19 protein-coding genes and 1 pseudogene are annotated in these 23,937 nt (G+C 58.2%); 7 read left to right on the forward strand and 13 right to left on the reverse strand.

Features of this window, described 5'->3' with window-relative positions:
• The first annotated feature begins 169 nt into the window (after positions 1 to 169).
• The 4 genes from REH34_RS10420 (at position 170) to REH34_RS10435 (ending at position 5,200) form a co-directional block, all read left to right on the forward strand.
• Positions 170 to 1,732 carry an MBOAT family protein gene (locus REH34_RS10420; protein WP_311971585.1) on the forward strand — a complete coding sequence of 521 codons (1,563 nt, stop codon included), beginning with the start codon at positions 170 to 172 and terminating at the stop codon, positions 1,730 to 1,732.
• A 13-nt stretch (positions 1,733 to 1,745) separates the two neighbouring features.
• Entirely contained in the window at positions 1,746 to 2,912 is a 1,167-nt protein-coding gene (locus REH34_RS10425; protein ID WP_311971586.1) for an alginate O-acetyltransferase, read from the forward strand.
• Between the two features lie 46 nt (positions 2,913 to 2,958).
• Positions 2,959 to 3,633 carry an alginate O-acetyltransferase AlgF gene (locus REH34_RS10430; RefSeq protein WP_311971587.1) on the forward strand — a complete coding sequence of 225 codons (675 nt, stop codon included), beginning with the start codon at positions 2,959 to 2,961 and terminating at the stop codon, positions 3,631 to 3,633.
• Between the two features lie 115 nt (positions 3,634 to 3,748).
• Positions 3,749 to 5,200: a mannose-1-phosphate guanylyltransferase/mannose-6-phosphate isomerase gene (locus tag REH34_RS10435; protein ID WP_226502999.1), complete on the forward strand. Its 1,452-nt coding sequence runs from the start codon at positions 3,749 to 3,751 to the stop codon at positions 5,198 to 5,200.
• A 1,501-nt stretch (positions 5,201 to 6,701) separates the two neighbouring features.
• Here REH34_RS10435 and REH34_RS10440 read toward each other — a convergent pair.
• The 6 genes from REH34_RS10440 to tssI all read right to left on the reverse strand — a co-directional run bounded on the left by REH34_RS10440 (position 6,702) and on the right by tssI (position 13,308).
• Positions 6,702 to 7,346, reverse strand: a complete 645-nt coding sequence (locus REH34_RS10440; RefSeq protein WP_311971588.1) for a PoNe immunity protein domain-containing protein — start codon at positions 7,344 to 7,346, stop codon at positions 6,702 to 6,704.
• Positions 7,347 to 7,393: 47 nt separating this feature from the next.
• Entirely contained in the window at positions 7,394 to 7,831 is a 438-nt protein-coding gene (locus REH34_RS10445) for a hypothetical protein (RefSeq protein WP_311971589.1), read from the reverse strand.
• 4 nt (positions 7,832 to 7,835) lie between these two features.
• Complete coding sequence (locus REH34_RS10450) at positions 7,836 to 8,354, reverse strand: hypothetical protein (protein ID WP_311971590.1); 519 nt, start codon at positions 8,352 to 8,354, stop codon at positions 7,836 to 7,838.
• 132 nt (positions 8,355 to 8,486) lie between these two features.
• Entirely contained in the window at positions 8,487 to 9,431 is a 945-nt protein-coding gene (locus REH34_RS10455) for a PoNe immunity protein domain-containing protein (protein WP_311971591.1), read from the reverse strand.
• A 2-nt stretch (positions 9,432 to 9,433) separates the two neighbouring features.
• Positions 9,434 to 11,005, reverse strand: a complete 1,572-nt coding sequence (locus REH34_RS10460) for a hypothetical protein (RefSeq protein WP_311971592.1) — start codon at positions 11,003 to 11,005, stop codon at positions 9,434 to 9,436.
• The gene (gene tssI, locus REH34_RS10465) at positions 11,002 to 13,308 is read right to left on the reverse strand and encodes a type VI secretion system tip protein TssI/VgrG (protein ID WP_311971593.1); all 2,307 of its coding nucleotides are present in this window, start codon (positions 13,306 to 13,308) and stop codon (positions 11,002 to 11,004) included. Before tssI ends, REH34_RS10460 begins: the two co-directional genes overlap by 4 nt.
• A gap of 419 nt (positions 13,309 to 13,727) precedes the next feature.
• On the opposite strand from tssI, the gene REH34_RS10470 reads away from it, so the two are divergent.
• Positions 13,728 to 14,552 carry an SDR family oxidoreductase gene (locus REH34_RS10470; protein ID WP_311971594.1) on the forward strand — a complete coding sequence of 275 codons (825 nt, stop codon included), beginning with the start codon at positions 13,728 to 13,730 and terminating at the stop codon, positions 14,550 to 14,552.
• 529 nt (positions 14,553 to 15,081) lie between these two features.
• Here the strand turns inward: REH34_RS10470 and REH34_RS10475 are convergent.
• From REH34_RS10475 to REH34_RS10490, 4 genes and pseudogenes are all read right to left on the reverse strand, one after another.
• Positions 15,082 to 15,933 (reverse strand): HlyD family secretion protein, encoded by an 852-nt coding sequence (locus tag REH34_RS10475; protein ID WP_311971595.1) that lies wholly within the window; start codon positions 15,931 to 15,933, stop codon positions 15,082 to 15,084.
• A 10-nt stretch (positions 15,934 to 15,943) separates the two neighbouring features.
• A complete protein-coding gene (locus tag REH34_RS10480; protein ID WP_226502996.1) occupies positions 15,944 to 16,144 on the reverse strand; it encodes a DUF1656 domain-containing protein in 201 nt (66 codons plus the stop codon).
• Positions 16,134 to 18,305 (reverse strand): FUSC family protein, encoded by a 2,172-nt coding sequence (locus REH34_RS10485; protein ID WP_226502995.1) that lies wholly within the window; start codon positions 18,303 to 18,305, stop codon positions 16,134 to 16,136. The genes REH34_RS10480 and REH34_RS10485 overlap by 11 nt, the downstream gene beginning before the upstream one ends.
• A gap of 149 nt (positions 18,306 to 18,454) precedes the next feature.
• Positions 18,455 to 19,927, reverse strand: a pseudogene (locus REH34_RS10490) (efflux transporter outer membrane subunit); the annotation flags it as partial.
• 188 nt (positions 19,928 to 20,115) lie between these two features.
• On the opposite strand from REH34_RS10490, the gene REH34_RS10495 reads away from it, so the two are divergent.
• Positions 20,116 to 21,063, forward strand: a complete 948-nt coding sequence (locus REH34_RS10495) for a LysR family transcriptional regulator (RefSeq protein ID WP_226502994.1) — start codon at positions 20,116 to 20,118, stop codon at positions 21,061 to 21,063.
• A 53-nt stretch (positions 21,064 to 21,116) separates the two neighbouring features.
• Here REH34_RS10495 and REH34_RS10500 read toward each other — a convergent pair whose 3' ends face one another.
• Complete coding sequence (locus REH34_RS10500; RefSeq protein WP_311971596.1) at positions 21,117 to 21,932, reverse strand: RHS repeat-associated core domain-containing protein; 816 nt, start codon at positions 21,930 to 21,932, stop codon at positions 21,117 to 21,119.
• 282 nt (positions 21,933 to 22,214) lie between these two features.
• On the opposite strand from REH34_RS10500, the gene REH34_RS10505 reads away from it, so the two are divergent.
• Positions 22,215 to 23,189 carry a D-glycerate dehydrogenase gene (locus REH34_RS10505; protein ID WP_311971597.1) on the forward strand — a complete coding sequence of 325 codons (975 nt, stop codon included), beginning with the start codon at positions 22,215 to 22,217 and terminating at the stop codon, positions 23,187 to 23,189.
• Here REH34_RS10505 and REH34_RS30175 read toward each other — a convergent pair.
• Together REH34_RS30175 and REH34_RS30180 are read right to left on the reverse strand one after the other, a co-directional pair.
• Complete coding sequence (locus REH34_RS30175; RefSeq protein WP_409373273.1) at positions 23,179 to 23,697, reverse strand: RHS repeat-associated core domain-containing protein; 519 nt, start codon at positions 23,695 to 23,697, stop codon at positions 23,179 to 23,181. The genes REH34_RS10505 and REH34_RS30175 overlap by 11 nt on opposite strands.
• On the reverse strand, positions 23,670 to 23,918 hold the full coding sequence (locus tag REH34_RS30180; protein WP_409373275.1) for a hypothetical protein: 249 nt from the start codon (positions 23,916 to 23,918) through the stop codon (positions 23,670 to 23,672). The genes REH34_RS30175 and REH34_RS30180 overlap by 28 nt, the downstream gene beginning before the upstream one ends.
• Positions 23,919 to 23,937 lie beyond the last annotated feature (19 nt).

Genomic DNA, 23,937 nt, shown 5'->3' on the forward strand with positions numbered 1-23,937 from the left:
GCATTTCCTGTGGGAGCGGGCTCTGCCCGCGAATTCGCGAGCAAGACTCGCGCCCACAGGAGCGCAGTAAAACAAGAATTTTCATGGGCCCTCCTGCGGGGGGGTTTGGGGGGGGCGCGGCCTGTGACTGCTGCCCCTGACTGCAAGTTGCAACAAAGGAGAGATCGGGATGGTGTTCTCATCCAACGTGTTCCTGTTCCTGTTTCTACCGGTCTTCCTGGGCCTGTACTACTTGAGCGGCAACCGCTACCGAAACCTGCTGCTGCTGGTCGCCAGCTACGTGTTCTACGCCTGGTGGCGGGTAGACTTCCTGGCCCTGTTCGCCGGCGTCACGCTGTGGAACTACTGGATCGGCCTGCGCGTAGGGGCTGCCGGGGTACGGACCAAGTCCGCCCAGCGCTATCTGCTGATGGGCGTCGCCGTCGACCTGTGCATCCTTGGCTACTTCAAGTACGCCAACTTCGGCGTCGAGAGCATCAACGCAATCATGCATTCGTTCGGCCTGGAGCCGTTCATCCTGACTCATGTGCTGTTGCCGATCGGTATCTCGTTCTACATCTTCGAGTCGATCAGCTACATCATCGACGTGTACCGCGGTGACACCCCGGCCACGCGCAACCTCATCGATTTTGCCGCCTTCGTGGCGATCTTCCCGCACTTGATCGCCGGCCCCGTGCTGCGCTTCAAGGACCTGGCCGATCAGTTCAACAACCGCACGCACACCCTGGACAAATTCTCCGAGGGCGCGACGCGGTTCATGCAGGGCTTTATCAAGAAGGTATTCATCGCCGACACCATCGCGGTGATCGCCGACCACTCCTTCGCCCTCACCCACCCGACCACCGGCGACGCCTGGCTGGGTGCGCTGGCCTACACCGCACAGTTGTACTTCGACTTCTCCGGCTACAGCGACATGGCCATCGGTCTGGGCCTGATGATGGGCTTCCGGTTCATGGAGAACTTCAAGCAGCCGTACATCAGCCAGTCGATCACCGAGTTCTGGCGGCGTTGGCACATCAGCCTGTCGACCTGGCTGCGCGACTATCTGTACATCACGCTGGGCGGTAACCGTGGCGGCACGTTCGCGACCTACCGCAACCTGATCCTGACCATGCTGCTGGGCGGTCTGTGGCACGGCGCCAACATCACTTACATCGTCTGGGGTGCCTGGCACGGTGTGTGGCTGGCAATCGAGCGGGCACTGGGTATCAACACCACGCCGCGGGCGCTGAATCCGATCCGCTGGGCCTTCACCTTTTTGCTGGTGATCATGGGCTGGGTGATCTTCCGTTCCGAGAACCTGCACGTGGCCGGCCGCATGTACGGCGCCATGTTCAGCTTTGGCGACTGGAAGCTGTCCGAGCTCAACGCGGCGAGCCTGACCGGTTTGCAGGTTGCCACCTTGGTGGTCGCCTATATCACGCTGGCGTTTTTCGGCCTGCGCGATCTGTACCGCAAGCCGCTGCAGGTCAAGTCGCCCAAGGCGCAAGCCACCGACAGCGACGTGGCCAACGGCCCGGCGACTGCCCAGCCAGGCTTGTTGCGCGCCACACCGGGCGATCAGCCGGCGCAGGTCGCCGCCTATGCGCACGGCCATGACGTACAGGCCTCGGCCTGGGTCGCCGACTGGCCGCGCTATGCGATGCGCGCTTTGATTCTGCTGATGTTCGCAGCCTCGATCCTCAAACTTTCGGCGCAGAGCTTCTCGCCGTTCCTTTACTTCCAGTTCTGAGGGAGGCCGAATCATGACCCGTTCATTACGCATCCTCTACATCGCCTTGTTTCTGGGGCTGCTGCTGGCCTTGGGGATCTGGTCCCTGACGGCGTTCGGCAATTTCAACCGTACCGAGCAGATGACCCTGCTCAACGGTAAATGGGCCAAGGCCGTCGAGACTCACTACGACGACGAGTTCCCGATCAAGCGCCTGGGCACCAACATCTGGGCGGCGCTGGATTTCAAGGTGTTCAACGAAGGCCGCCCAGGCGTGATCCTCGGCAAGGACCAGTGGCTGTACACCGACGAAGAGTTCGATCCAGTAGCCAACAGTGAACAGATCGAGGCCGAGAACTTCGCGCTGATCCGTGGTGTGCGCGACCAGCTCAAGCAGCACGGTGTGCAACTGGTGATGGCGATCGTGCCGGCCAAGGCGCGTCTGTACCCCGAGCACATTGGCGCGCAGACGCCTGCCAGCCTGCACGCGGACCTCTACCAGCAGTTCCATGCCCAGGCGCAACAGGCCGGCATCGTTGCCCCTGATCTGCTGGCGCCGTTGCAGCAGGCCAAGCAGCAGGGTCAGGTGTTTTTGCGTACCGATACGCACTGGACGCCCATGGGCGCCGAGGTGGTGGCGCAGAACCTGAGCAAGACCATCGCCGCGCAGATGCCGCTCAATGGCACGCCGCAGCAGTATGAGACCGCCGCCGTGAAAACCGAGCCCTACAAGGGCGACCTGACCACGTTCCTGCCGCTCGATCCGCTGTTCAGCAATTTGCTGCCAAAGCCGGATGATCTGCAACAACGTGCAACAACTGTGGTCAATAGTTCGGCTGATTCGAGCAGCGATGCCGGTGATGCAGCGCTGTTCGCCAACAACGATATTCCGGTGGCGCTGGTCGGTACCAGCTACAGCGCCAATCCGCACTGGAACTTCCTGGGCGCATTGCAGCAGTCGCTGAAAAGTGACGTTGTCAATTACGCAGAAGACGGCCACGGGCCGATCCTGCCGATGCTCAAGTACCTACAAACCGATGCTTTCAAGAACAGTCCGCCACAGGTGTTGATCTGGGAATTCCCTGAACGCTATCTGCCGATGAAGAACGATCTGAGCGAGTTCGATCCCAAATGGGTCGCCAACTTGAAGAAGAGCTCGGACACCAACAACCAGAACCTGGCCGTGGGCCAATCCAATTGAGCTGCACCGCGGCCCACATTCGAATTTATTGCAAGAGGAATGACGCATGACTAACGCTACTGCCGCCACCCGTACCCCGGCTGTCAAACGTATCGCCAAGGCCTGCGCCCTGGTCGCAGGCATGAGCCTGCTGTCGGTCCAGGCCTTCGCCGCCGGTGACTCGGCTCTGTATGGCCCTACCGCGCCGAAGGGCTCGACCTTCGTGCGGGTCTACAACGCTGGCAACCAACCGGTCGCCGCGAGCGTCGGCAATACCAGCCTCAATGAAATCCCCGTGCAGGGCAGCAGCGCTTTCAGCTTCATGCCGCAGGGCGACTACAGCGCCAAGATCGGCAACGCTACCTTGCCGGTGAAGCTGGCTTCGGACCAGTACTACACCATCGTCAACAACGGCAGCGGCCAGCCTGTACTGGTGGATGAGCCTCCGTTCAAGAACAAGCAGAAATCCCTGGTGCGCGTGCAGAACCTTACCGACGCGCCTCTGACCCTGAAAACCGCCGACGGTAAAACCGACGTGGTCCCTTCCGTGGCACCCAAGGCCCACGGCGATCGTGAAATCAACCCAGTGAAAGTCACTCTGGCGCTGTATCAGGGCGACAAGAAGGTTTCGGACCTCAAGCCGGTTGCCCTGGAACGCGGCGAAGCGGCCGTGCTGTACGTCACCGGTAGCGGCAGCAGCCTGTCGCCGGTGTGGGTCAAGCCGCCAGTGGCGAGCAAGTAAGCCTTTAGCGTGATGAGTATTGCGTCGACTGGCCAGGTGGCCGGTCGACCGGGAACAACAACAAGACAGAAACGGCAACAACAGTCAGCCCATACGAATATCTAGGAGAAACAACATGATTCCGGTGATCTTGTCAGGTGGTAGCGGCTCACGTCTTTGGCCGCTTTCGCGCAAGCAATTCCCTAAACAGTTTCTGGCCCTGACCGGCGAACACACGCTGTTCCAGCAAACCCTGGAACGGCTGGTGTTCGACGGCATGGACAAGCCAATCGTGGTCTGCAACAAGGACCACCGCTTTATCGTCAACGAGCAGTTGGCCAAGCTCAAGCTCGAGACCCAGGGCATCCTGATGGAGCCCTTCGGCCGCAACACCGCACCGGCCGTAGCCCTGACCGCCATGAAGCTGGTCAACGAAGGCCGCGACGACCTGATGCTGGTGCTGCCCGCCGACCACGTCATCGAAGACCAGAAAGCCCTGCAGCGCGCCCTGGCCCTGGCCACTGTGGCCGCCGAGCGTGGCGAGATGGTGCTGTTCGGTGTGCCGGCCACGCGCCCGGAAACCGGTTACGGTTACATCAAGTCGACCAACGATGCGCTGTTGCCTGAGGGCGTCAGCCGCGTCGCGCATTTCGTCGAAAAACCCGACGAAAAACGCGCTACCGAGTTTGTCGAAGCCGGCGGTTACTTCTGGAACAGCGGCATGTTCCTGTTCCGCGCCAGCCGTTTCCTCGAAGAACTGAAAAAGCACGATTCGGACATCTACGACAACTGCATGCTCACCCTGGAGCGCAGCAAGCATGAAGGCGACAACGTCGAGATCGACGATGCCACCTTCGCGTTGTGCCCGGACAATTCCATCGACTACTCGGTGATGGAAAAAACCCAGCGCGCCTGTGTGGTACCGCTGTCGGCCGGTTGGAGCGACGTCGGTTGCTGGGCTTCGCTGTGGGAAGTCAACGCCAAGGACGACAACGGTAACGTCAGCAAGGGCGACGTGGTCATCCAGGACAGCCGCAATTGCATGATCCACGGCAATGGCAAGCTGGTGTCGGTGATCGGCCTGGACAACATCGTCGTGGTCGAAACCAAGGACGCGATGATGATTGCTCACAAGGACAAGGTCCAGGGCGTCAAGCAGATGGTCGCGACTCTCAACGAACAGGGCCGCAGCGAAACCCAGAACCACTGCGAAGTGTACCGCCCATGGGGCTCGTACGATTCGGTGGACATGGGCGGCCGCTTCCAGGTCAAGCATATTTCGGTCAAGCCAGGCGCTTGCCTGTCGCTGCAGATGCACCACCACCGTGCCGAGCACTGGATCGTGGTGTCGGGCACGGCAGAAGTGACCTGCGACGAAAACGTGTTCCTGCTGTGTGAAAACCAGTCGACCTATATCCCGATCGCGTCGGTGCACCGTCTGCGCAACCCGGGCAAGATCCCGCTGGAAATCATCGAGGTTCAGTCTGGCAGCTACCTGGGTGAAGACGATATCGAGCGTTTCGAAGACATCTACGGCCGGTCGACCCCGATCGACCGCGGCGTGTCGGTGAAAACCATCGCTCAATAAGCGTCACGGCTGGAACAGGCCCCCGATCCGCTCGCTGCGTACCCTATCCGCAGCGAGGGGATCGGGGGCTTTTTTGTGCGGCGACGGCAACGGCAACGGCAACGGCAACGGCAACGGCGCAAGATTGTTGGCGGTGGGTTTGAGATTTGCGTGCTGGCCCTGCTTGGTCCGGGCCTGTGCGGCTCGCCCTGCCCATTGGCCCTTCGCCTAGGCTCAAGGTACCCGCGCGCAGACGCCTGAAGAGAGGGCACGGCGCAATGGGCCATCCATGGCCCAACGCGCCTGACCCGGCATCCTGCCGGGATCTCCCTCTCTTCAGGCGCCTGCGCGCGGCCTGCTGGAGGGGCGGCCGCACAGGCCCGGACCAAACAGGGTCAGATCGAGAATGGTGTGGGTATTTTTGACTCTTTGATTCTTTAGGGTAAGGCGCGTATGCGTATGCGCGCCTTGCCAGCCGCGCGCTGGGGCGGTATGGGGCCGACGCCGCTGCCTATCAGCGGTCTGGCATGGTAATCCGTGCTACAACAATCAGCGCTTGAGGCATTCGCTGGTGGATATTTCGGGCCCGCAAATCGCTCTATGGCGACTGTACGCGGGAGGCCTTGCGCCTGCCGGTGGTTGTGGCCGGTTTACCAGCCCGCGTACAGCTGCCACCTATTTCTTCCTTGCTATCGACGGCCCTGGAAGAACGCATCCTCTCCAGCGATGACGCCTTCATGATGGCCTCTACGCTCAAGTCCGCTAAAGCGGGTGGATTCATTGATCGCAGATCTGCAGCAGCGCGTCTAGACGTCGGACGTTCGCGCACGCGGCTATAGCCAAACGCTTACACGCCGTGGTGGTGTTTGGCTCTATGGCGCAACGTGGTGACGCAGTAATCTAAACCCATCGACAGCAACGCAGGCAGCGCTGCTGGATCAAGGATGATCGACCATGGCCCGGAGGGCTACCACAGGATGTGGAATGGTCTTCGGAAACCCGCTTCGGCGGGTTTTTTATTGCCTGGGATTTGGGGATTGGCCGGCAACGGCAACGGCAAAAGACTGTTGGCGGTAGGTTTGAGATATGTGTGCTGGCCCTGCTTGGTCCGCGGCCGTGCGGCCCGCCCTGCCCATTGGCCCTTCGCCTAAGCTCAGGGTACCCGCGCGCAGACGCCTGAAGAGAGGGCACGGGCCCGGACCATGCAGGGCCAGATCGAGAGGGGTGTGGGCGTTGGTATCTCCCTTCGCGAGATATCTTTTTAGGATTCTTTTTCCCCCGACCAATACCATATTGTTGATCCCCACGACGACCCTCTAAATTCAGGCATGATTTCGCCTTGTTTGAAAAACTGTTTCGAGTCAGCTCTTGCAGAGCTGAACCAAAAACCTGTCCTCGGACACGGGTTATTAGCGCTCACCCTTCCAGGTCCCTGTAGACCCTTACTACTAGAGGAGCTTCTAGCATATTCGACGAGGTCTTTGGGGTAGACCATATGTTTGATTTTGCTATTGTCGATCTCTTAAAGGTAGGCGACTGCCGCAGCTTCGAAAGCCCAGTAACCCACGTATCCCTGTGTATCACCTCCAATATGTAGATCATGCCAAGGCGCCTGCCGGAATGATGAATACCATTCATCGCAATATTCCTCGAGAAGTCTCGAAGCCTCGTCCGATGTATCGGCGTATATCGCGTAAAGCAGCTTGCTATACTCGCTGTGATACCAAGTATCAACGTCCGACCTTCCTGGTACAACCTTAGTCAACAAGTCCTCGTAAAGCGCATCACTACCAAAATATTCGGCCCTATCAAATAACCCAACAAATCTCACTAGAAGGTCTGGCTGATCGAGAAGAATACACAAGCTCAATACTTGGATGAATTCCTCATACTGATCTAGTAAGTCGTCAATGGCCAAGGGCGCGATATTAATACGCCCATCGTACTTCGAAAGCAGCAATTGGCGACTTTCGTATTTTTCAACTAAACACGCTAACAAAGCAATCATCTTTTCCGGTTCACACCCGGCAGTGTACTCCAGCAGAAGTGATTTGAAACATGCATCCTTTAGCAGCGTGGACTTCATTGAAAGCTCGTGGCTTTCCGAATCCGCTTCCAGATGATTCTCCCTCCAATACGTCTCTTCGTTAGCATAGTGCTTAGACAAGAGCTCGTAGCTCCGTTCTGTTAGAAAATTCTGCCTTCTGTTCAATGCTACACCTCCGCAGCAAGCGAAGTTAGCTTGCCATATTTTTTGGATAACGAGCTTTTCTTCTTATTTACAGCAATTTTGATAGCATGCTCGCCGTAATGAAATGCTTTATGAGTATCATGATTTTCCGGAACCGTAGAAACCTTCGCCAAAGCGTGTTGCTTAGGGCTGCCACTTGGATGACAAACAGGAGCGTAGAACAAATGGCGGCTATATAAACTCAATACAGAGTTCTTATTCACAACCCCTACTGCCTTATCTAAATCCCTTAAGATCCATTCCGCACTCATTTGCACTAATACTTTTTTAGACCGATTCAGCGGCTTTGAAGAAGCGGAAGCACTACCAGCCCCACCCTTATTTCGTTTTCCTCTTGAGGGCATTGAACTTGGGCTATATTGTGGCGCTCCCGTCTCAGATGAGGTATATAAAGGTTCCAAGAGCTCACCGACACTTGATATACCTCCAACTATCAAAATAGCAACAACAACTCCAATTCGAATGCGTACTACTCGCCCCATCATGCCCTTCAGCCCCCACTTGAGCACCCCAACCACCCGGTTTCTTCACCGTCGCTGGCCGCTCCGAACCATTGGACGCAGCTGAACCATTACGCTGTACCTTCTTCCACTTCAGCAGGCGCTTTTCAACAACCCCCATCATTTTCGGCATATTATCGCGGGCATCGGCTAGCACCGTTGTGACAGCGATCTTGGTCCAGTTTGGCAGTGCCCTGAAGGTCGAAGAGCCTTTGACGCCCGTTATCACCGCATCGATTTCTGCGGCCAATGCAGAGGCATCAAACATCTGCTTCAGCAACATCCCCGGGCTAGTCTTGATCCCGCATTCGGTCAGGATAAAGCGCAGCAAGTCGAACAACACCGGAGCAAAACGTTGCGGGTCACGATTGACCAGCCGCAGACTTTTCTTCACGCCATCGCTATGTCCCGGGATCCAGCCCATCAACGCCAGCACCAGATGAGCTGAGCGTCGCCTTAGGTATCCGGCGTACCAGCGTTTGCTGTTAGATGTGTGATGACATCGTTATCAGCTATGAGTAAGCCAAGATAGCTTCAATTGCCTCGTTCCAAATGTTTACTCATTTTCCCCCGACCAATACCAAATCGTCGATCCCCATGATGACCCATTGAATTCAGGCATGATCTCGCCTTGTTTGAAAAAACGCCTGGAATTTGGTTGCGCAGTGCTGAACCAAAATCCGGAGCGAGTACAAAGCTGCCCCGCATAAACCTTACCTGCAGCAGCTGTCGATCCATTGGGTTTATAAGTTCGTGCATATTCAACGAGCGCTTTAGGGTAAACAATATGGTCTACTTTGCTATCGTCAACTCCATATAAATACGCAATTGCTCCGGCCTCAATAGCCCAATAGCCAAAATAGGTACCTTCTTCATCCTTATGACTATCATGCCAAGAGGAATTCTCGAAAGCGGAATACCAATTTGCGCAATAGTCTGCCAACAATATCGATGCTTCCGCACGATCGGCTTCGTATACTGCTTGTATCAGTTGTGTATAAACAGGATGATACCATTCATCTATATCCGCCCGCCCTGACATAAAGTTTCGGACGAGATCTTCAAATAGCAAATCTTGCCCTTTGTACCCGGCAGCATCAAAAAGGGCGGCGAACCGCTTAAGAAGATCCTGGCGATGAAGCAGGACACAGAGCCCTATTATCTGTACTGCCTCCTCGAATTCGTCAGGCCACTCTGCCAAGTTTAAAGGGCTAATAAGTGGATTCCGCTCGGAAATAGAGAGTGCTATTTGCATTCGCTCGTATGCGACTACAACGTCCTCCAAGGATCCCGTTAGAGAGCAGATATCGATCCCGCGCGTATAGTCGAGTAATAAGCCTTGCAACGCAGCGTCACATATTCTACGGGCCTTCAAATAGTTTTCCTGCTCAGGAGTATCAGCTTGAATAGAGTGAGTTTGCCAGTAACCTTCCTCTTCATCGAAATATTTTTTTACGCTATCGTAATGAGACACCGTGAGAAATTTCTGCCGCCTATTCATTTTTACACCTCTAACGCCAAGGTTGATCGAGTGCCATACTTACGAATCAAAGTATTTTTCTTTTTATTAGTGGCTCTTTTTACTTCTTCTTCGCCGTAATGAAATGCATCATGCTTATCATGGGTGACACTACTGCCAGCTAACTTGGCAAGAGCATGCTGCTTAGGGCTACCGCTAATATGATAAAGCGGAGCATAGAATAAATGCCGACTATAAGACGACATGACATCTCGACGTAGACCTCTTGAAACTGATGCGTTGATGTTTTTATTTATCCACTCCACACTCATCTGAACATAAATCAGAGAGTTTTCAGGCCTAAGCGGTGACTTTGAAGTTGTGGCTCCACCACGTATTCGCCCCCCCTGTTTCGTCTTGGAGTACGGTATATTCTGCCCGGAATCACTGTCGTCATCTGGCAGGACGGGCTCTAGAATAGAGCTAATATTCGCCAAACCATTAACTCCAAGCTTTGAGGTAATAGAGGGCTTTCGAGTGCTCGATATTTTCCTATGGAATTTTGGCGCGTCTTCATGTTTACTTGCTTTAGCTTCAACTATAGCATACCGCTTTCCATTATTGCTCGAGGAGGTCGCCCTCCAAACTGCATCAATACCGGTACCGTTAGCAGGGTCAGTAAGCTTATAAAGTATGTTCGGCATCTTCGGATACCCTCCTTTTGAGAGTTTCCCTATTATCACCTCACTGGGGCGTCCCTCCAGCCAAACCCCTTCCGCCCCTCTATCATGTCCGTCCCAATCCTTACCCCAGCCAAACTCCTCCGCGCAAATATAATCAGCGATATGCTCCCCACTCACCCCCAACCCTTCATTGGTCAGTTCGGAAATCGCGAGTTCGCGCAGAGTCGATTTATCACTCTGATTCGAATGTGTTCTTATCGCCCCATCATGCCCTTCAGTCCCCACCTGAGCATCCCGCCCACCCGGTTTCTTCACCGTCGCTGGCCGCTCCGAACCATTGGACGTAGCTGAACTATTACGCTGCACCTTCTTCCACTTCAGCAGCCGCTTTTCGACAACCCCCATCATCCTCGGCATGTTATCGCGGGCATCGGCTAGCACCGTTGTAACAGCGATCTTGGTCCAGTTCGGCAGTGCCTTGAAGGTCGAAGAGCCTTTGACGCCCGTTATCACCTCATCGATTTCCGCAGCCAATGCAGAGGAATCAAACATCTGCTCCAGCAACATCTCCGGGCTGGTCTTGATCCCGCATTCGCTCAGGATAAAGCGCAGCAGGTCGAACAACACCGGAGCAAAACGTTGCGGGTCACGATTGACCAGCCGCAGACTTTTCTTCACGCCATCACCAGGCCCTGGAATCCAGCCTACCAGTGCGAGCACCAGATCGAATTCCGCGTCCTCTTTAGCATCCGGCGTTTCAGAATTGTAAAGGCTGAGGCAGGACTCCACCGTGTCGTAGGCATCGATCGCCTGCCCGAGGAAGGGCACCGCACCGAGCGCGATTCCTTTAGCCACCGCGATAGCAGCGTCTTTATAAGCTGCTGTGCGGTCATCATCCGCAGCAGCGCCGCTGCCCATGACGTCGTCTGTCATACCACTCTCCCTGAGGCGCTTTCGGCCAGTGCCTGCAAATCGACTTGGTCAGGGTCCACCCCGAGCTTATTTAGGTCTGCAATCAAGTCATCGTCGGTGCCGGTCAAGGCAGTGATTAGTTTGCGGGTAAAACTGTCGCAGTATTCGCCGTAATGGACTTTGACGCTTCCAGGCGGTACGCCCTCGATGCGTGCGAATCCATCTGCATCTAGCGTGCCCGCCTTGATGGATCCATCGGAAAATTCAACCCGGTAAGGTGCGTTGCCAACAGGCAAAAGTTTGCGGTCATGCAAGTTCAATTCAAGCCAGGTGGTATTGGCCGTGGCGGTCTTTAACAACTCGCCAGCCGGATCAGCATCTGCCGCCAACGGCAACACCGCTGTCAATAACCCAATCCCAGTGCCCATCCCCGGTGCGCCTCCCGCATTGGCCTTCGTGGTAGCACTCATAACCGTTACACCACTTGCATCCAGCTTGATAAAGCTTCCGCCGGCCTGAACCGTCAGTTCATCCTCGGCCTCGATCACAAGGGTATCGCCCGCTTTCAGATGTATCTCGCGCCCAGCGTTGATCAATTGCGAGTCGCCGATTTTAATGTGCTGGTTATTGCCCACCCTCAGATGGTCATCAGCCTTCATTTCAGTCTTGCGATCCGCCCCGATAGTGCGGTGCTCCTCGGCCTTGAACTCGCTGTAACTGTTACCCTCGACCGTGTCATGACGTTCGTGACCAACACGAATCACTTGATCGTTTTCGATGTTTTCATCCCAGTCGCGCTGCGCGTGCAGGTAGATCTGTTCTTCTCCCTTTTTGTCCTCGACACGGATCTCGTTGTATCCGCCGCCGCCTGGGGTGCTGAGGGTCTTGAACCCGGTCTGGGTCTTGTTCGCCGGCAGCGCATAGGGCACCGGGTTTTCCTTGTGGTACACGCAGCCACTGACCACTGGTTGGTCCGGATCGCCCTCAAGGAAGGTGACGATGACTTCCATCCCGACGCGGGGGACGGCCATCGCGCCGTAGCGGTCGCCCGCCCAGCTGGACGACACACGTAGCCAGCAACTGCTGGTGTCGTCGGAGGCGTTGAGGCGATCCCAGTGGAATTGCACTTTGACGCGGCCGTATTGATCGCAGTGGATCTCTTCACCTTTGGGGCCCGTGACGATGGCGCTCTGCAGGCCAAGTATTCGCGGCTTAGGGTGCTTCAATGGCGGGCGATAGAACACGTCCCACGCAGTGGCGAGGAAACGGTTGCGGTAGCCGTGGTGGAAGGCGTCTTTATTTGCCGTGGTATCACTGGTGACGGACTCTTCGAGTACTTGAGGCTGCTTGCCTTCGTGGAACACTTCGGTCAGCAACCACAGGTCATTCCATTCAGCCTTGGTGTGCTCGGCCATGGTCATGAAAAAACCGCTCTGCAAACGCGGCTCATCACTCTTGCCTTCGGCCAGGCGGAAGTCCGCGCGATGGCGTTCGAGGGCCCGCTGGCTGAGCTGTTTGCCGCGAGTGCCGTCGGTGAAGCGACCGGGGTAGTCGTAGTCTTCGAGGTCCGGCTGGGCGCCTTTGTAGTCGCCGGGGCGGTAGGCGGCGTCGAGTTGCAGCCGCGGTTTTTCGAAATCGTAATCGCGACGCGAGACACGGCTTGTGCGCGCCTCCGTACGCACCGCGAAGCGCTTGATGACCGGACCATCAGCGACCATGCCGGTGTCTTGCACGTAGGAAACGGCCTTGCCGAGCTTGGGAAGACCCGCCTGATCATCGCCGAACACCATGGTGTGCTGCTGCGGGCGATGCTCGAAGTGGAAGTGAATGCCTTCCTCTTCGCACAAGCGTTGAATAAAGTGCAGATCGCTCTCGTCGTACTGCACACAGTAGTCGCGCGGTGGGTACTGGGTGTTGCACTGGAAGCGATACAGACCGCCGAGGATGCCGTGCTCTTCGAACACCTGACTGATGATTTCGATCACGCTCTTGTGCTGGAAAATGCGCTGGTTGTAACGAAGCTCGAGATAAGCCAACTGTGGCACCAGCGACACGCAGTATCGGTGCAGGCGCTTGCCGGTATCTCCGGCCGATACGCTGTATATCTGCCCGTGGATACCGGTGCCGTTTTCGTCCAGCGCAAGGTAAGCCTGCTTGTGCATCAGGCCGTACAGGTCGATATCAGGGTTTTCGCTGACGAGTACGAGCTCGAATCGATAGACACGGTTGATGCCTTCGTGACCGGTGAAGCTGAGGACCTGGAAGTCGTTGTCGAGCGCGGGGATAGTGAGGTTGAAATGGGTGCAATCTGCAGAACTGAACAACGCTTACTCCTTGTAGTTCGCCGCGGTGCACACACTGGCCTGAGAATCGAGCGAGTGCGCCATCAAAACGGGGCTGCTGGGCGTATTTCCCAGGCTTCCATTGCCTTTGGGTGGCGGATGATCAAGCTCAAGGTCCGCAGACGAAAGCGATAGTGCCAGGCCGATGGGTTTTGGGGTTCACGACGGTGTGCGGCTCGCATCAGTGAAGGCAAGGTGACCTTCGGTACCAGCGGGCCAATTTTGGTAGCGGAGAATGGTCCCAGATCAGCGCTGGCGTGTATGTCAGGCGAATCCTACAAACTGGATTATTTGTAGGTCATATATGCCATTTGACCGGAGAAACCTGCCTAGATAAGTCCGCTCAGCTCCAATTGTCTGAGATAAGATCCCCTCTCACTATCTGCCCAAAGGCTTTACCCATGCCCATCGCCCTCATCACCGGTTGCTCCAGCGGCATCGGCCACGCCTTGGCCCATGCCTTCAAGAACGCTGGCTATGACGTCTGGGCGACGGCGCGCAAGGTCGAGGATGTTGCGCGGTTACACGCCGAGGGCTTCGTCGCGCTGGAACTGGACGTCACTGATGCAGCTGCCTTGGCAGCATTGGCTGAACGCTTGGCGCAAGACGGCAGCGGTATCGATGTACTGATCAACAATGCGGGCTATGGCGCTATCGGGCCGCTGCTTGATGGCGGTGCCGAGACGATCCGGCGGCAATTCGAGACCAATGTGTTTGCGGTGGTGGAGGTGACACGTGCACTGCTGCCCGCGCTGCGGATTCGCCAGGGGTTGGTGGTGAATATCGGCAGCGTTTCCGGGCTGTTCGTGACGCCGTTTGCTGGGGTTTACTGCGCGTCGAAAGCGGCCGTGCATGCCATCAATGAAGCCATGCGCATGGAGCTCAAGCCACTGGGCGTGCGGGTGATGGAGGTGCAGCCGGGCGCGATCGATACGCGCTTTGCCGATAACGCAGGGGCGCAGGCGGAACTGCTGATCGCACCCACCTCACCTTGGTGGCCGTGGCGTGAAGGCATTCGAGCACGCTCGCGCGCGTCGCAGGATCGGCCGACACCGGTATCAGAGGTCACCCGCAAAGTAATCGAAGCAGCTCAACGCGCTACCCCACCAGCCTTGGTGCGAGTCGGCAACGGCTGCCGGGCATTACCACTGCTAGCGGCGTTAGTGCCAACGGCATGGCTGGACCGAGTGTTGATGAAGAGATTTGGCTTGAACCAGAAACATTGATGCTGAATCGGATGGCCCTTTCGCGGGCAAGCCTTGCTCCCACAGGTGTCCGACTCCGGAACGGCTGGCACTGTGGGAGCGGGCTTGCGCGTTCGGCGGCGAAGAGGCCAGACACCTCTCGGCAAACTCCACAGATATCCACCCACGCGCCCCAATCTCCGCGTTCTGCTTTCGGGCCGGCCTTGGGGTCGCGGCCCCCTTCCAGCAGGCCGCGTGGAGGTGCGCTTGCGCAGGGATAGCCGGCATGGATGCCGGCCAAGCCCCGTTGGGCCATGGAAGGCCCATCGGGGCGTGCCCTGCGCAAGCGTGCCGGAACGCGGGCACCCTGAGCCTAAGCGAAGGGCCAATGGCGGGGGCCGCGACCCCAAGGCCGGCCCGAAAGCAGAACTGCCCCAATCTCAGCAGCCCCGCAACCGCCCCAAAAAGCCTCCCGGCCTAGCCGAGTGTTCAATAGCAGACGCCACCGATGTAGCCCCCAACCACACCCCCCAAGCAGCAGAAATACGGCAGGCAGCCGCGCGCACCTCCGTTACTCCTTGACGATCACCGTACACGTCGTGCCGGCAGACAACAGCATCCCCTGCGGCACCTCATCGATATGAATCCGCACCGGCACCCGCTGCGCCAACCGTACCCAGTTGAACGTCGGGTTCACGTCTGCCACCAGATCCCGGCTCTGCGGGTTGTCCCGGTCATAGATCCCGCGCGAGATACTCTCAACGTGCCCCTTGAGCAACTCGCCGCTCATCATCTGCATATCCGCCTGATCACCCACGCGGATGTGCGGCAGCTTGGTCTCTTCGAAGAAGCCGTAAACCCAGAACGAATTCTTGTCGACCACCGCCATCTTCGCGTCACCCGTGCGCGCGTAATCACCGACATGCACGTTGAGGTTGGTGACGTAACCATCCACCGTCGCCAGCACTTGAGTGCGCTTGAGGTTCAACTGCGCCGCATCGAGCTGCGCCTGCGCCTGTTGATAATCGGCCTCGGCCGAGCTGGCGATGTTGCTGGCGTCCTCACGGTTTTCCTTGGAGATCACCAAGGCATCCAGGTCGGCACGGCGGCTGGCGTTGACCTTGCGCATTTCCCAAGTGGCCTTGCGCGATGCCACCAACGACTGCGCCTGCTTGATCGCGATCTGGTAATGCTCCGGGTCGATCTGCATCAGCACGTCGCCCTTTTTCACCAGTTGGTTGTCCTTGACCGGCACCGCCACCACGTAGCCGCTGACATCCGCCGCGACGTTGATGATGTCGGCGCGCACCCGGCCATCGCGGGTCCAGGGGGTGTCCATGTAATTCACCCACAGCGCGCGGCCGATGAACACGGCGACGGCCAGGACGATCAAGGTGCCGATCAGGCTGAAAAGCTTTTTCATCAGTCAGGTCTCAACGGTAAACAGTGAGCGCCATGGCGCCAAAAATGCAGACGAACAGGCACAGCCGCAGCAGCGCCGGATGCCAGAAAAACCGATAGACATCCAGGCCGCTGAGGAACCGATCCAGTGCCCAGGTGACTCCGGCGGCCAGCAGGAACATCAAGGTCATGGTCGGCATGTACACGCCGTGGAAGGCAATTTCACGAGGCATGGGGCAGTCCTGCGGGTGCATCGCTGGGGGCCAGCGCGGCCAGGGGCGAATGGGGGTCGAGCAAAGAGGTGCGGATGAAATGCAGGTAACTGGCCACGCGCCGCAATACGGAGGTCTCGAAATGCGGCCCGAAGGGTTCGTCGGCGTTCTGCACGGCCTCGATGGCTTGATCCACCGCGTACAGGCTGCGCTCCAGATTGGCCTGGCTGGGCTGAATGAACAGGCGGATCAACGAACGGCCCATGACCCGGATCGCCTGGCGCCACGGCTGCGACTCGGCGTAGGACGGGTGCACCGGCATTTGCGCCTGCTCGCGGCGCAGGTCGATGATCGCCCGACCGACTTCCAGTACCACCAGCGCCCAGCGCAGCAAATCGCGCTGCACCTGGGGCTGCCCGGCGGCCAGGCCATACGCCTGATGCACCAGATCGCGGGTACGGCTTTCGAATGACGTGCCCAGGTTGCGCAGCTTGCCGCTGATGGCGAACACCACCTGGCGGCGCACATCCTGCTCCATGCGCCGCCACAGCCAGCGCGCGTTGGGCGGCAGGATGATCGCCCCGGCCGCAGCGCAGATCAGCATGCCGAGGACCATGCCGATGTAATCGTTGATGAAGCTGTAGGGGTTGTAGATCGTCAGGTTGTCCGGCACCGAGCCGATCGAAAAGAAGATCAGCAAACCGACGCCATAGCCAACGTACTGCGGGCGCGAAGCCAGGAAGGCGCCGAACATGAACACCGGCGTGAGCACCACGCACAACAGCGCGAAGCCGTCGATCCAGGGCAGTACGAAGAAGGTTTCGGCGAAGCCCACCACTGCCCCCAGCAACGTGCCGCAGGCCATCTGGAACGAGAACCGCTTGGGGTTTGGCGTCGCGGCCGACAGGCCCACCGTGGCCGCCGCGACGATGGTCATGATCGCGCCGCTGGGCCACGCCGTGAGCAGCCAGTAACTGCCCAGGAGCATCACCACCGTAGCGCCGCGAATCCCCGACGCCGCCGAGGCCAGCCAGTTGGTCTGCGGCATGAAGGGCTCATCCCAACGCTCGCGGACGTGGTTGTGGTCGGCCAGCGAAGCATGCGTCTGCGCGTAATTCTGCAGATCGTCGACCAAACGGAACAGCAACTCGCTGGCGGTATGAAAATCCAGCAGACGGGTGGCGCTGGGGTCGAGCTCGAGGAATTGCGCGCGCAGGTTGCGCACCTGCGTCGGCAGTTCGCGCTGGTAATCCGCCAAGGCGTGCACCAGCCGCGCCGCGTCTTCGAGCGTCAGCCCGCGCCCGGCATAGCGATCGAGAATATCGGCCAGCCCCAGCAGCGCCGGATTCAGCGCGGCGATCACCTGCGGCCCCTGCACGCGGCGGCGTTCGAGCAACTGGTGCAGGGCATTGAAGCGCGTCGTCACGGCCATGAACTCACTGTTCAAGCGGCTCACACGACCACTGCGCCGGCGCATGTGCGGGTCCTCGAACGCCGTGATGCCGCGCAGGCTCTCAAGCCCTACGGCTTCGGCGATGAAGCGCACGTTATTGCTCTCGAACAGCTCGCGCTGGCTATTACCGCGCAACGCCTGCGTGGCGAACCCGGCGAAGGCACCAAACCGCTGGTACAGGGCGTTGTTCATCGCCGCACTGGCCGACTGCGGCAGCACCGCAGCGCTGACGAAGGTCGAGACGATCAGCCCGAGGGAGATTTCCAGCACCCGCCACATGGCCGCCAGGAAGGCGCCGTCGGGATGCGCCAGCGCCGGCAGGCCGACAAAGGCCGCGGTGTAGCCCGCCAGCACGAAGCCATAGCCGCGAAAGTTGCGATGGCGCATTGCGCCCATCGAGCAAATGCCGATCCACAGTGCGAGGCAGGGCAAAAACAGTTCGGAATTCTGCGGGAACAGTGCGATCAGCAGCACCGACACCGCCGAGCCGGCCAAGGTGCCGAGGAAGCGGTAGAAACTCTTGGCGAACACGTGGCCGCTTTGAATCTGCATGACGATGAACACCGTGATCATCGCCGTGCGCGGCTGCGGCAACTCCAGGCGCATGGCCAGCCACAGGGTGATGAACGCCGCCAGCAACACCTTGAAGATGTACGCCCAGGTCACGCCGTCACTGCGCACCCAATCGAACGCTGTGCGCCGCCAAGGCAGGGCCATCAATGCTTTCATGGCCGCGACTGCGCCCCGGCCGCAGCCGGCAAGGCCCTTGTGGCAGCGGGCGCTGCCCGCGACGGGTTCGACTCGGCGTCTGATCTGACGCCTTCGCGGGCAGAGCCCGTGCCCACAAGGGCAGCCACCAGGCCGGCCTTGACGCCACCCGGTGCAGCCTGCGCAGCGGAGGGCACATCGCCCCCCGCCTGCAAACCGCCGCCCAGCGCCGTGACCAGCTCGGCATGGGCAGTCAAGCGCGCGGCCTGCACCTGCTGCTCGACCTGGCGCTCGTGGAAGAGCAAGGTCTGCGCGTTGAGTACATTGAGATAATCGGTGAGGCCGCGTCGATAGGCGATCATCGCAATGTCATAAGTCTTCTGCGCCGAGGCCACCGACTCGGCAGCGAAACCCTGCTGCTTGGCCATCGATTCGCGGCGGATCAACTGATCGGAAATATCCTTGAGGGCGTTGACCAGCGTCTGGTTGTAGTGCGCCACCGCCAGGTCATAACCGGCGCTCGCCTCACCCAGTTGGCCGCGCAGGCGACCACCGTCGAAGATCGGCAGGCTGATGGCCGGGCCGACGTTGTAGCTGGATTTGCTGCCGGTCAAAAAGCCCAGCATGCTGCCGCCAGTCGCCATGTAGCTGAAGCTCGCCGTCAGGTCGACGTTGGGATAGAAATTGGCGTGGGCGACATCGATGCCCCGCGCCTGTGCCGCCACCTGCCAACGGGCCGCCACCACGTCAGGGCGTTGACCGAGCAATTGCGCTGGCAAGGCCGAAGGCAACTTCAGCTCGGCGCCCAGCACCAGCGTCGGACGCTGCAACTGCGCGCCCTCACCCGGCCCCTTGCCGGCCAAGGCGGCCAATTGATTGCGATTGAGCGCGATGGCCTCATCGAAGGCATCGATCTGGCGATGGGTTTCGGGCAACGGCGTCTGGGCCTGACTGACCTCGAAATGCGTCCCGATACCGCCCTCCAGGCGTTTTTGCGCCAGGTCGAGAATCTGCTGCTGCTGAGCGAGGGTGGCCAGGACGATGTCCCGTTGCGCGTAGTTGAGCGACAACTGGATATACACCCGCACGATATTGCTCTCCAGCTCCAACTGCGCCTGACGAGCCTCGGCCACACTCATGTGGGCCATATCGACTGCCTGCTCGCTGGCGTTGCTTTCGCGGCCCCACAGATCGAGCGAGTAGCTCAGGCCGACGCCGGCGGTGTTGTCCCAGGTGGTGGCCCCGGACAACTCCCCCGGCCCATAGAACTGATCCGCCGGCCAATTATGCCGATCCAGCGCCGCCTTGCCATTGATCTGCAACGACTCGGCCGCCTCGGCCACTCCGGCCATGGCCTTGGCCTGACGCACCCGCGCCAGGGCCGCGGCCAGGTTCGGGCTGCCCTGCACGGCCAAGTCGATCCAACGGTCGAGCTGCGGATCGGCATAGCCCTGCCACCACTGCGCGGCAGGCCAGTGGGCATCCCGCGCGGCAGCCTGGATGGCCGCGTCGGTGGCCAGGGTATCGGCAGCCATGGGACGGCTTTGTGGTGCAATGCCCCCCGTACCGACGCAGCCGCTGATGATCAAGGTAAAGGCCAAAACACTGAGAGCATTCAGCTGACGGATGGTGCGAGGCGGCACAGCGGCGAGTTCCCGGGGAGAATAGAGAAGAAAGACCTTTGGAGCGGCAATTCTAGGGCTCGCCAAGGGTGCCGATAAGCAGCGCTTCGTGCGATTCTTTGTTACCGATAACGCGATAATACGGCGTTATTCACAAGACTGAATTGTAACTTCATGCGACAATTTGCCGTCGATCTTGAGAGTGACACATGGATACCCTGCAAAACATGCGCGCTTTCAGTTGCGTCGCCGAGGCGGGCAGCTTTACCGCCGCCGCCGTGCAACTGGATACCACCACTGCCAACGTCTCCCGCGCCGTCTCCAATCTGGAAGCCCATCTGCAGACCCGCTTGCTCAACCGCACCACGCGGCGCATCGCGCTGACCGAGGCCGGCAAGCGCTATCTATTGCGTTGCGAGCAGATCCTCGCCTATGTCGAGGAGGCCGAAGCCGAAGCCAGTGATGCCCATGCGCGCCCCGCCGGGCAGCTCAAGGTGCACACCATGACCGGTATCGGCCAGCACTTCGTCATCGACGCCATCGCCGGTTACCGCAAGACCCACCCGGATGTCACCTTCGATCTGACTCTGGCCAACCGCGTGCCGGACCTGCTCGACGAGGGCTACGACGTGTCTATCGTGCTGGCCAGCGAGCTGCCGGATTCGGGCTTCGTCTCGCAACGCCTGGGCATCACCTACAGCATCGCCTGTGCCTCGCCCGAATACGTGCAGACCTACGGCATGGCCTACAAGCCCAGCGATCTGCCCGCACATTCCTGCCTGCGCTTGATCAGCCCCGTGCTGCAACTGGAGAAATGGCTGTTCGACGGCCCCGATGGCCAGGAAATGGTCAACATCACCAACGCGCCATTCCAGGTCAACTCCGCTGACGCCATGACCACCGCCATCACCAGCGGCATGGGCATCGGCGTGCTGCCGATCTACGCTGCCATCGACGGCCTGCGCAACGGCAGCCTGGTGCGGATGATGCCCAAGTACCGCTCCGGCGAGCTCAACCTCTATGCCATCTACCCCTCGCGCCAGTATCTGGATGCGAAGATTCGCACCTGGGTGGAATACCTGCGCGCCTCGCTGCCGGACATGCTCGCCGCCCATGAAGCGGACCTGAAGATCCACGAACTGCACATGGCGATCTGAGCCGCGTTTGCGGCGCGGATCGATAGCGTCAAAAGCGCGTATTCAATCGGTTACTACTGAACATTGATTCCGTTGCGCGCTCGCATCCCTAGCCCACGAATCCTGAACTTGGCGAGCGCAATTCGATCACGAGGCATAAGATAGTGGCCCGTAAAGTTATCTACCTCAACACCTTTAATACCCATCTTCAGCCCTCCTGCGCTTACAATTTTGGCACTCGCATTTAGCTTTTCACTAGCATATTTAGCAATTGCGGCATGAGAAAACTCTGCCGGACGTTTCATGCTCCCGACAACAAATGTATTATCATCAGCGATCACATATTTATGCTGAAACCCACTAGCATTCAGTCTCTTCATATCAGCAGAACTATGGACGACCGTGATATTTATAACAGATTCAGACAATCCTTTCTGAAGTGACGAATATTCGGCCGCCATTGCTCCGGACAGATGATTTCCAACTGGAGAGGCCCGCCGAATCCGATACTTGCTCAGCTTCTTGTAAAACAAGCTTTTTACCCCTTGGAATATCGACGTCTGGCCGGAGGGATCGACGCGATTGACAGGATCACCAAGACAGTAAGCATAACTATTTGGCCCCCCGTCGCCAAACGGACTCGTTGAATCGGGAGAGGCAAACCGTATCAGCACAGGCAGGTATAACCGAACCCCATTGCCCAACGCATACCCGTCATATAAAGGCTCTCTGATTTGACCATTGAACCCGAGACACGACCGAAAACAAGAAGATTCCAGCATATACCCATACGCAGTGCAGGCAGAATCAACAACGAGTCCGTTGGATATAGATAACATTAGGGAACCGGCCTTGTCCGTCAGAAGAAATTGTCTATCGTGAACAGCCATGACTTTCCATCCTACAAATCCTAGATAATCGTCAACATAAAGCCGTTCGAAATCCGAGCCACCTCTCAATTCTGATAGCTAGACACAATCGTAAATAGCTGATAATTACACCCAAAGACAATCTAATAAATAAGCCATTACTGCCAACTATCTTAAAATACCAACGTCCGGCCTCGAAAATTGTCTGTTGCTCGCAATCATCATCCGTTGCTGCGTTTGCGAAGCGGATCGATAGCTTGCTAACCTTGACCTTCCCTCTAGCGTCTGCCGAGAACAAGCTCAATGAAAAAGACCGTACTTGCCTTCAGCCGCATCGCCCCAGCCCTGATCGAGCGCCTGGAACAGAACTTCACGGTCATCGTGCCGGATCCCAAAAAAGGTGATGTCGCCGCTCAGTTCGACGCCGCGCTGCCCAAGGCCCATGGCCTGATCGGCGCCGGGCGGCCGCTGGGTCGCAAGCAACTGGCGGTGGCGACGAACCTGGAGGTGGTCTCCAGCGTGTCGGTGGGCTACGACAACTACGAGGTCGACTACTTCAACGAGCGCGGCATCATGCTCACCAACACCCCTGACGTGTTGACCGAGAGCACCGCCGACCTGGGCTTCTCGCTAATCATGAGCAGTGCAAGGCGCGTCGCTGAACTGGACGCCTGGACCAAGGCCGGCCACTGGAAAGCCTCGGTCCCGGCCGCGCAATTCGGTACCGACGTGCACGGCAAGACGCTGGGCATCGTCGGCATGGGCAATATCGGCGCTGCCATCGCCCGCCGTGGCCGCCTGGGCTTCAACATGCCGATCCTGTACAGCGGCAACAGTCGCAAGACCGCCCTTGAGCAAGAGCTGGGCGCGCAGTTTCGCAGCCTTGACGAATTGCTGGCCGAAGCCGATTTCGTCTGTCTGGTGGTGCCGCTGAGCGAAAAGACCAAGCACCTGATCGGCAAGCGCGAGCTGGAGCTGATGAAGCCAAACGCGATCCTGGTCAACATCGCCCGTGGGCCGATCGTCGACGAAGCGGCGCTGATCACGGCGTTGCAGGACGGCACCATTCGCGGTGCCGGGCTGGATGTTTACGAGAAAGAGCCGTTGGCGGAGTCGCCGTTGTTCAAGCTGAACAACGCGGTGACCTTGCCGCATATCGGCTCGGCGACCACCGAGACCCGCGAGGCCATGGCTGAGCGGGCGCTGGAGAATTTGACGGCGGCGCTGCTGGGCAAGCGGCCGCAGGATCTGGTGAACCCGCAGGTGTTCAAGGATTGAGCTTCAGCGTCAAGAGCGATGTAGTTAGCAAACAGGCCTCCTGAAACAGATTGTTATCGGAGGCTGAATGATTAACATATTTCGCAAATGTAGCATGGGAAATCTCATGGTGCGGATGCGTACTTCCTATGATGAGTTCACCCCGCTCAGTGATTACATATTTATGCATCAGGCCATCTCCAAAACTCATGACATCAATGTCCTTCCGGGCACGAACCACGGTTATTTCGAGGATTAAACGTGCTTTGACAAACCCAGCAATATCGCCAAACTCCCTTGCTAACCTCCCTCCCCCTCGATACTTATTAACCAATACGAGTTCATTTGAAGCTTTGAAAGCGCCAAGCTTCGAAAAATATTTTTGGACGCGCGTTGCAGTAGTAAAAGCAGAGATCGAAACCTTCCCAGAAGGATCGGAGTTATTCACTGGATCAGCATTGCAAAATGCATAAGCATTCAATCCTCCCCTACCAAACGGACTCAATCTATCCGGTGAGTGAAATCGCATAACAACGGGATCGTAAGTTCGATAGCCGTTGCCCAGAAGATAAAATCCCGTGAAAGATTCCTGAACTGACCATCAAATTTAACGCCAGGCATTGCGCCGCCCAGCGGGCTATACCCATACACTCCATAGGCGCTGGATTTCGCAGAGCGATTTCCAATCGCCTCCAACATCGACCCTTTGAAATCGACAGCCAACAATATCGCAATAGGGGCACCGGACATATCAAACTCTACTCAACTT

It is taken from the genome of Pseudomonas baltica (assembly GCF_031880315.1).
Lineage (GTDB): Bacteria > Pseudomonadota > Gammaproteobacteria > Pseudomonadales > Pseudomonadaceae > Aquipseudomonas.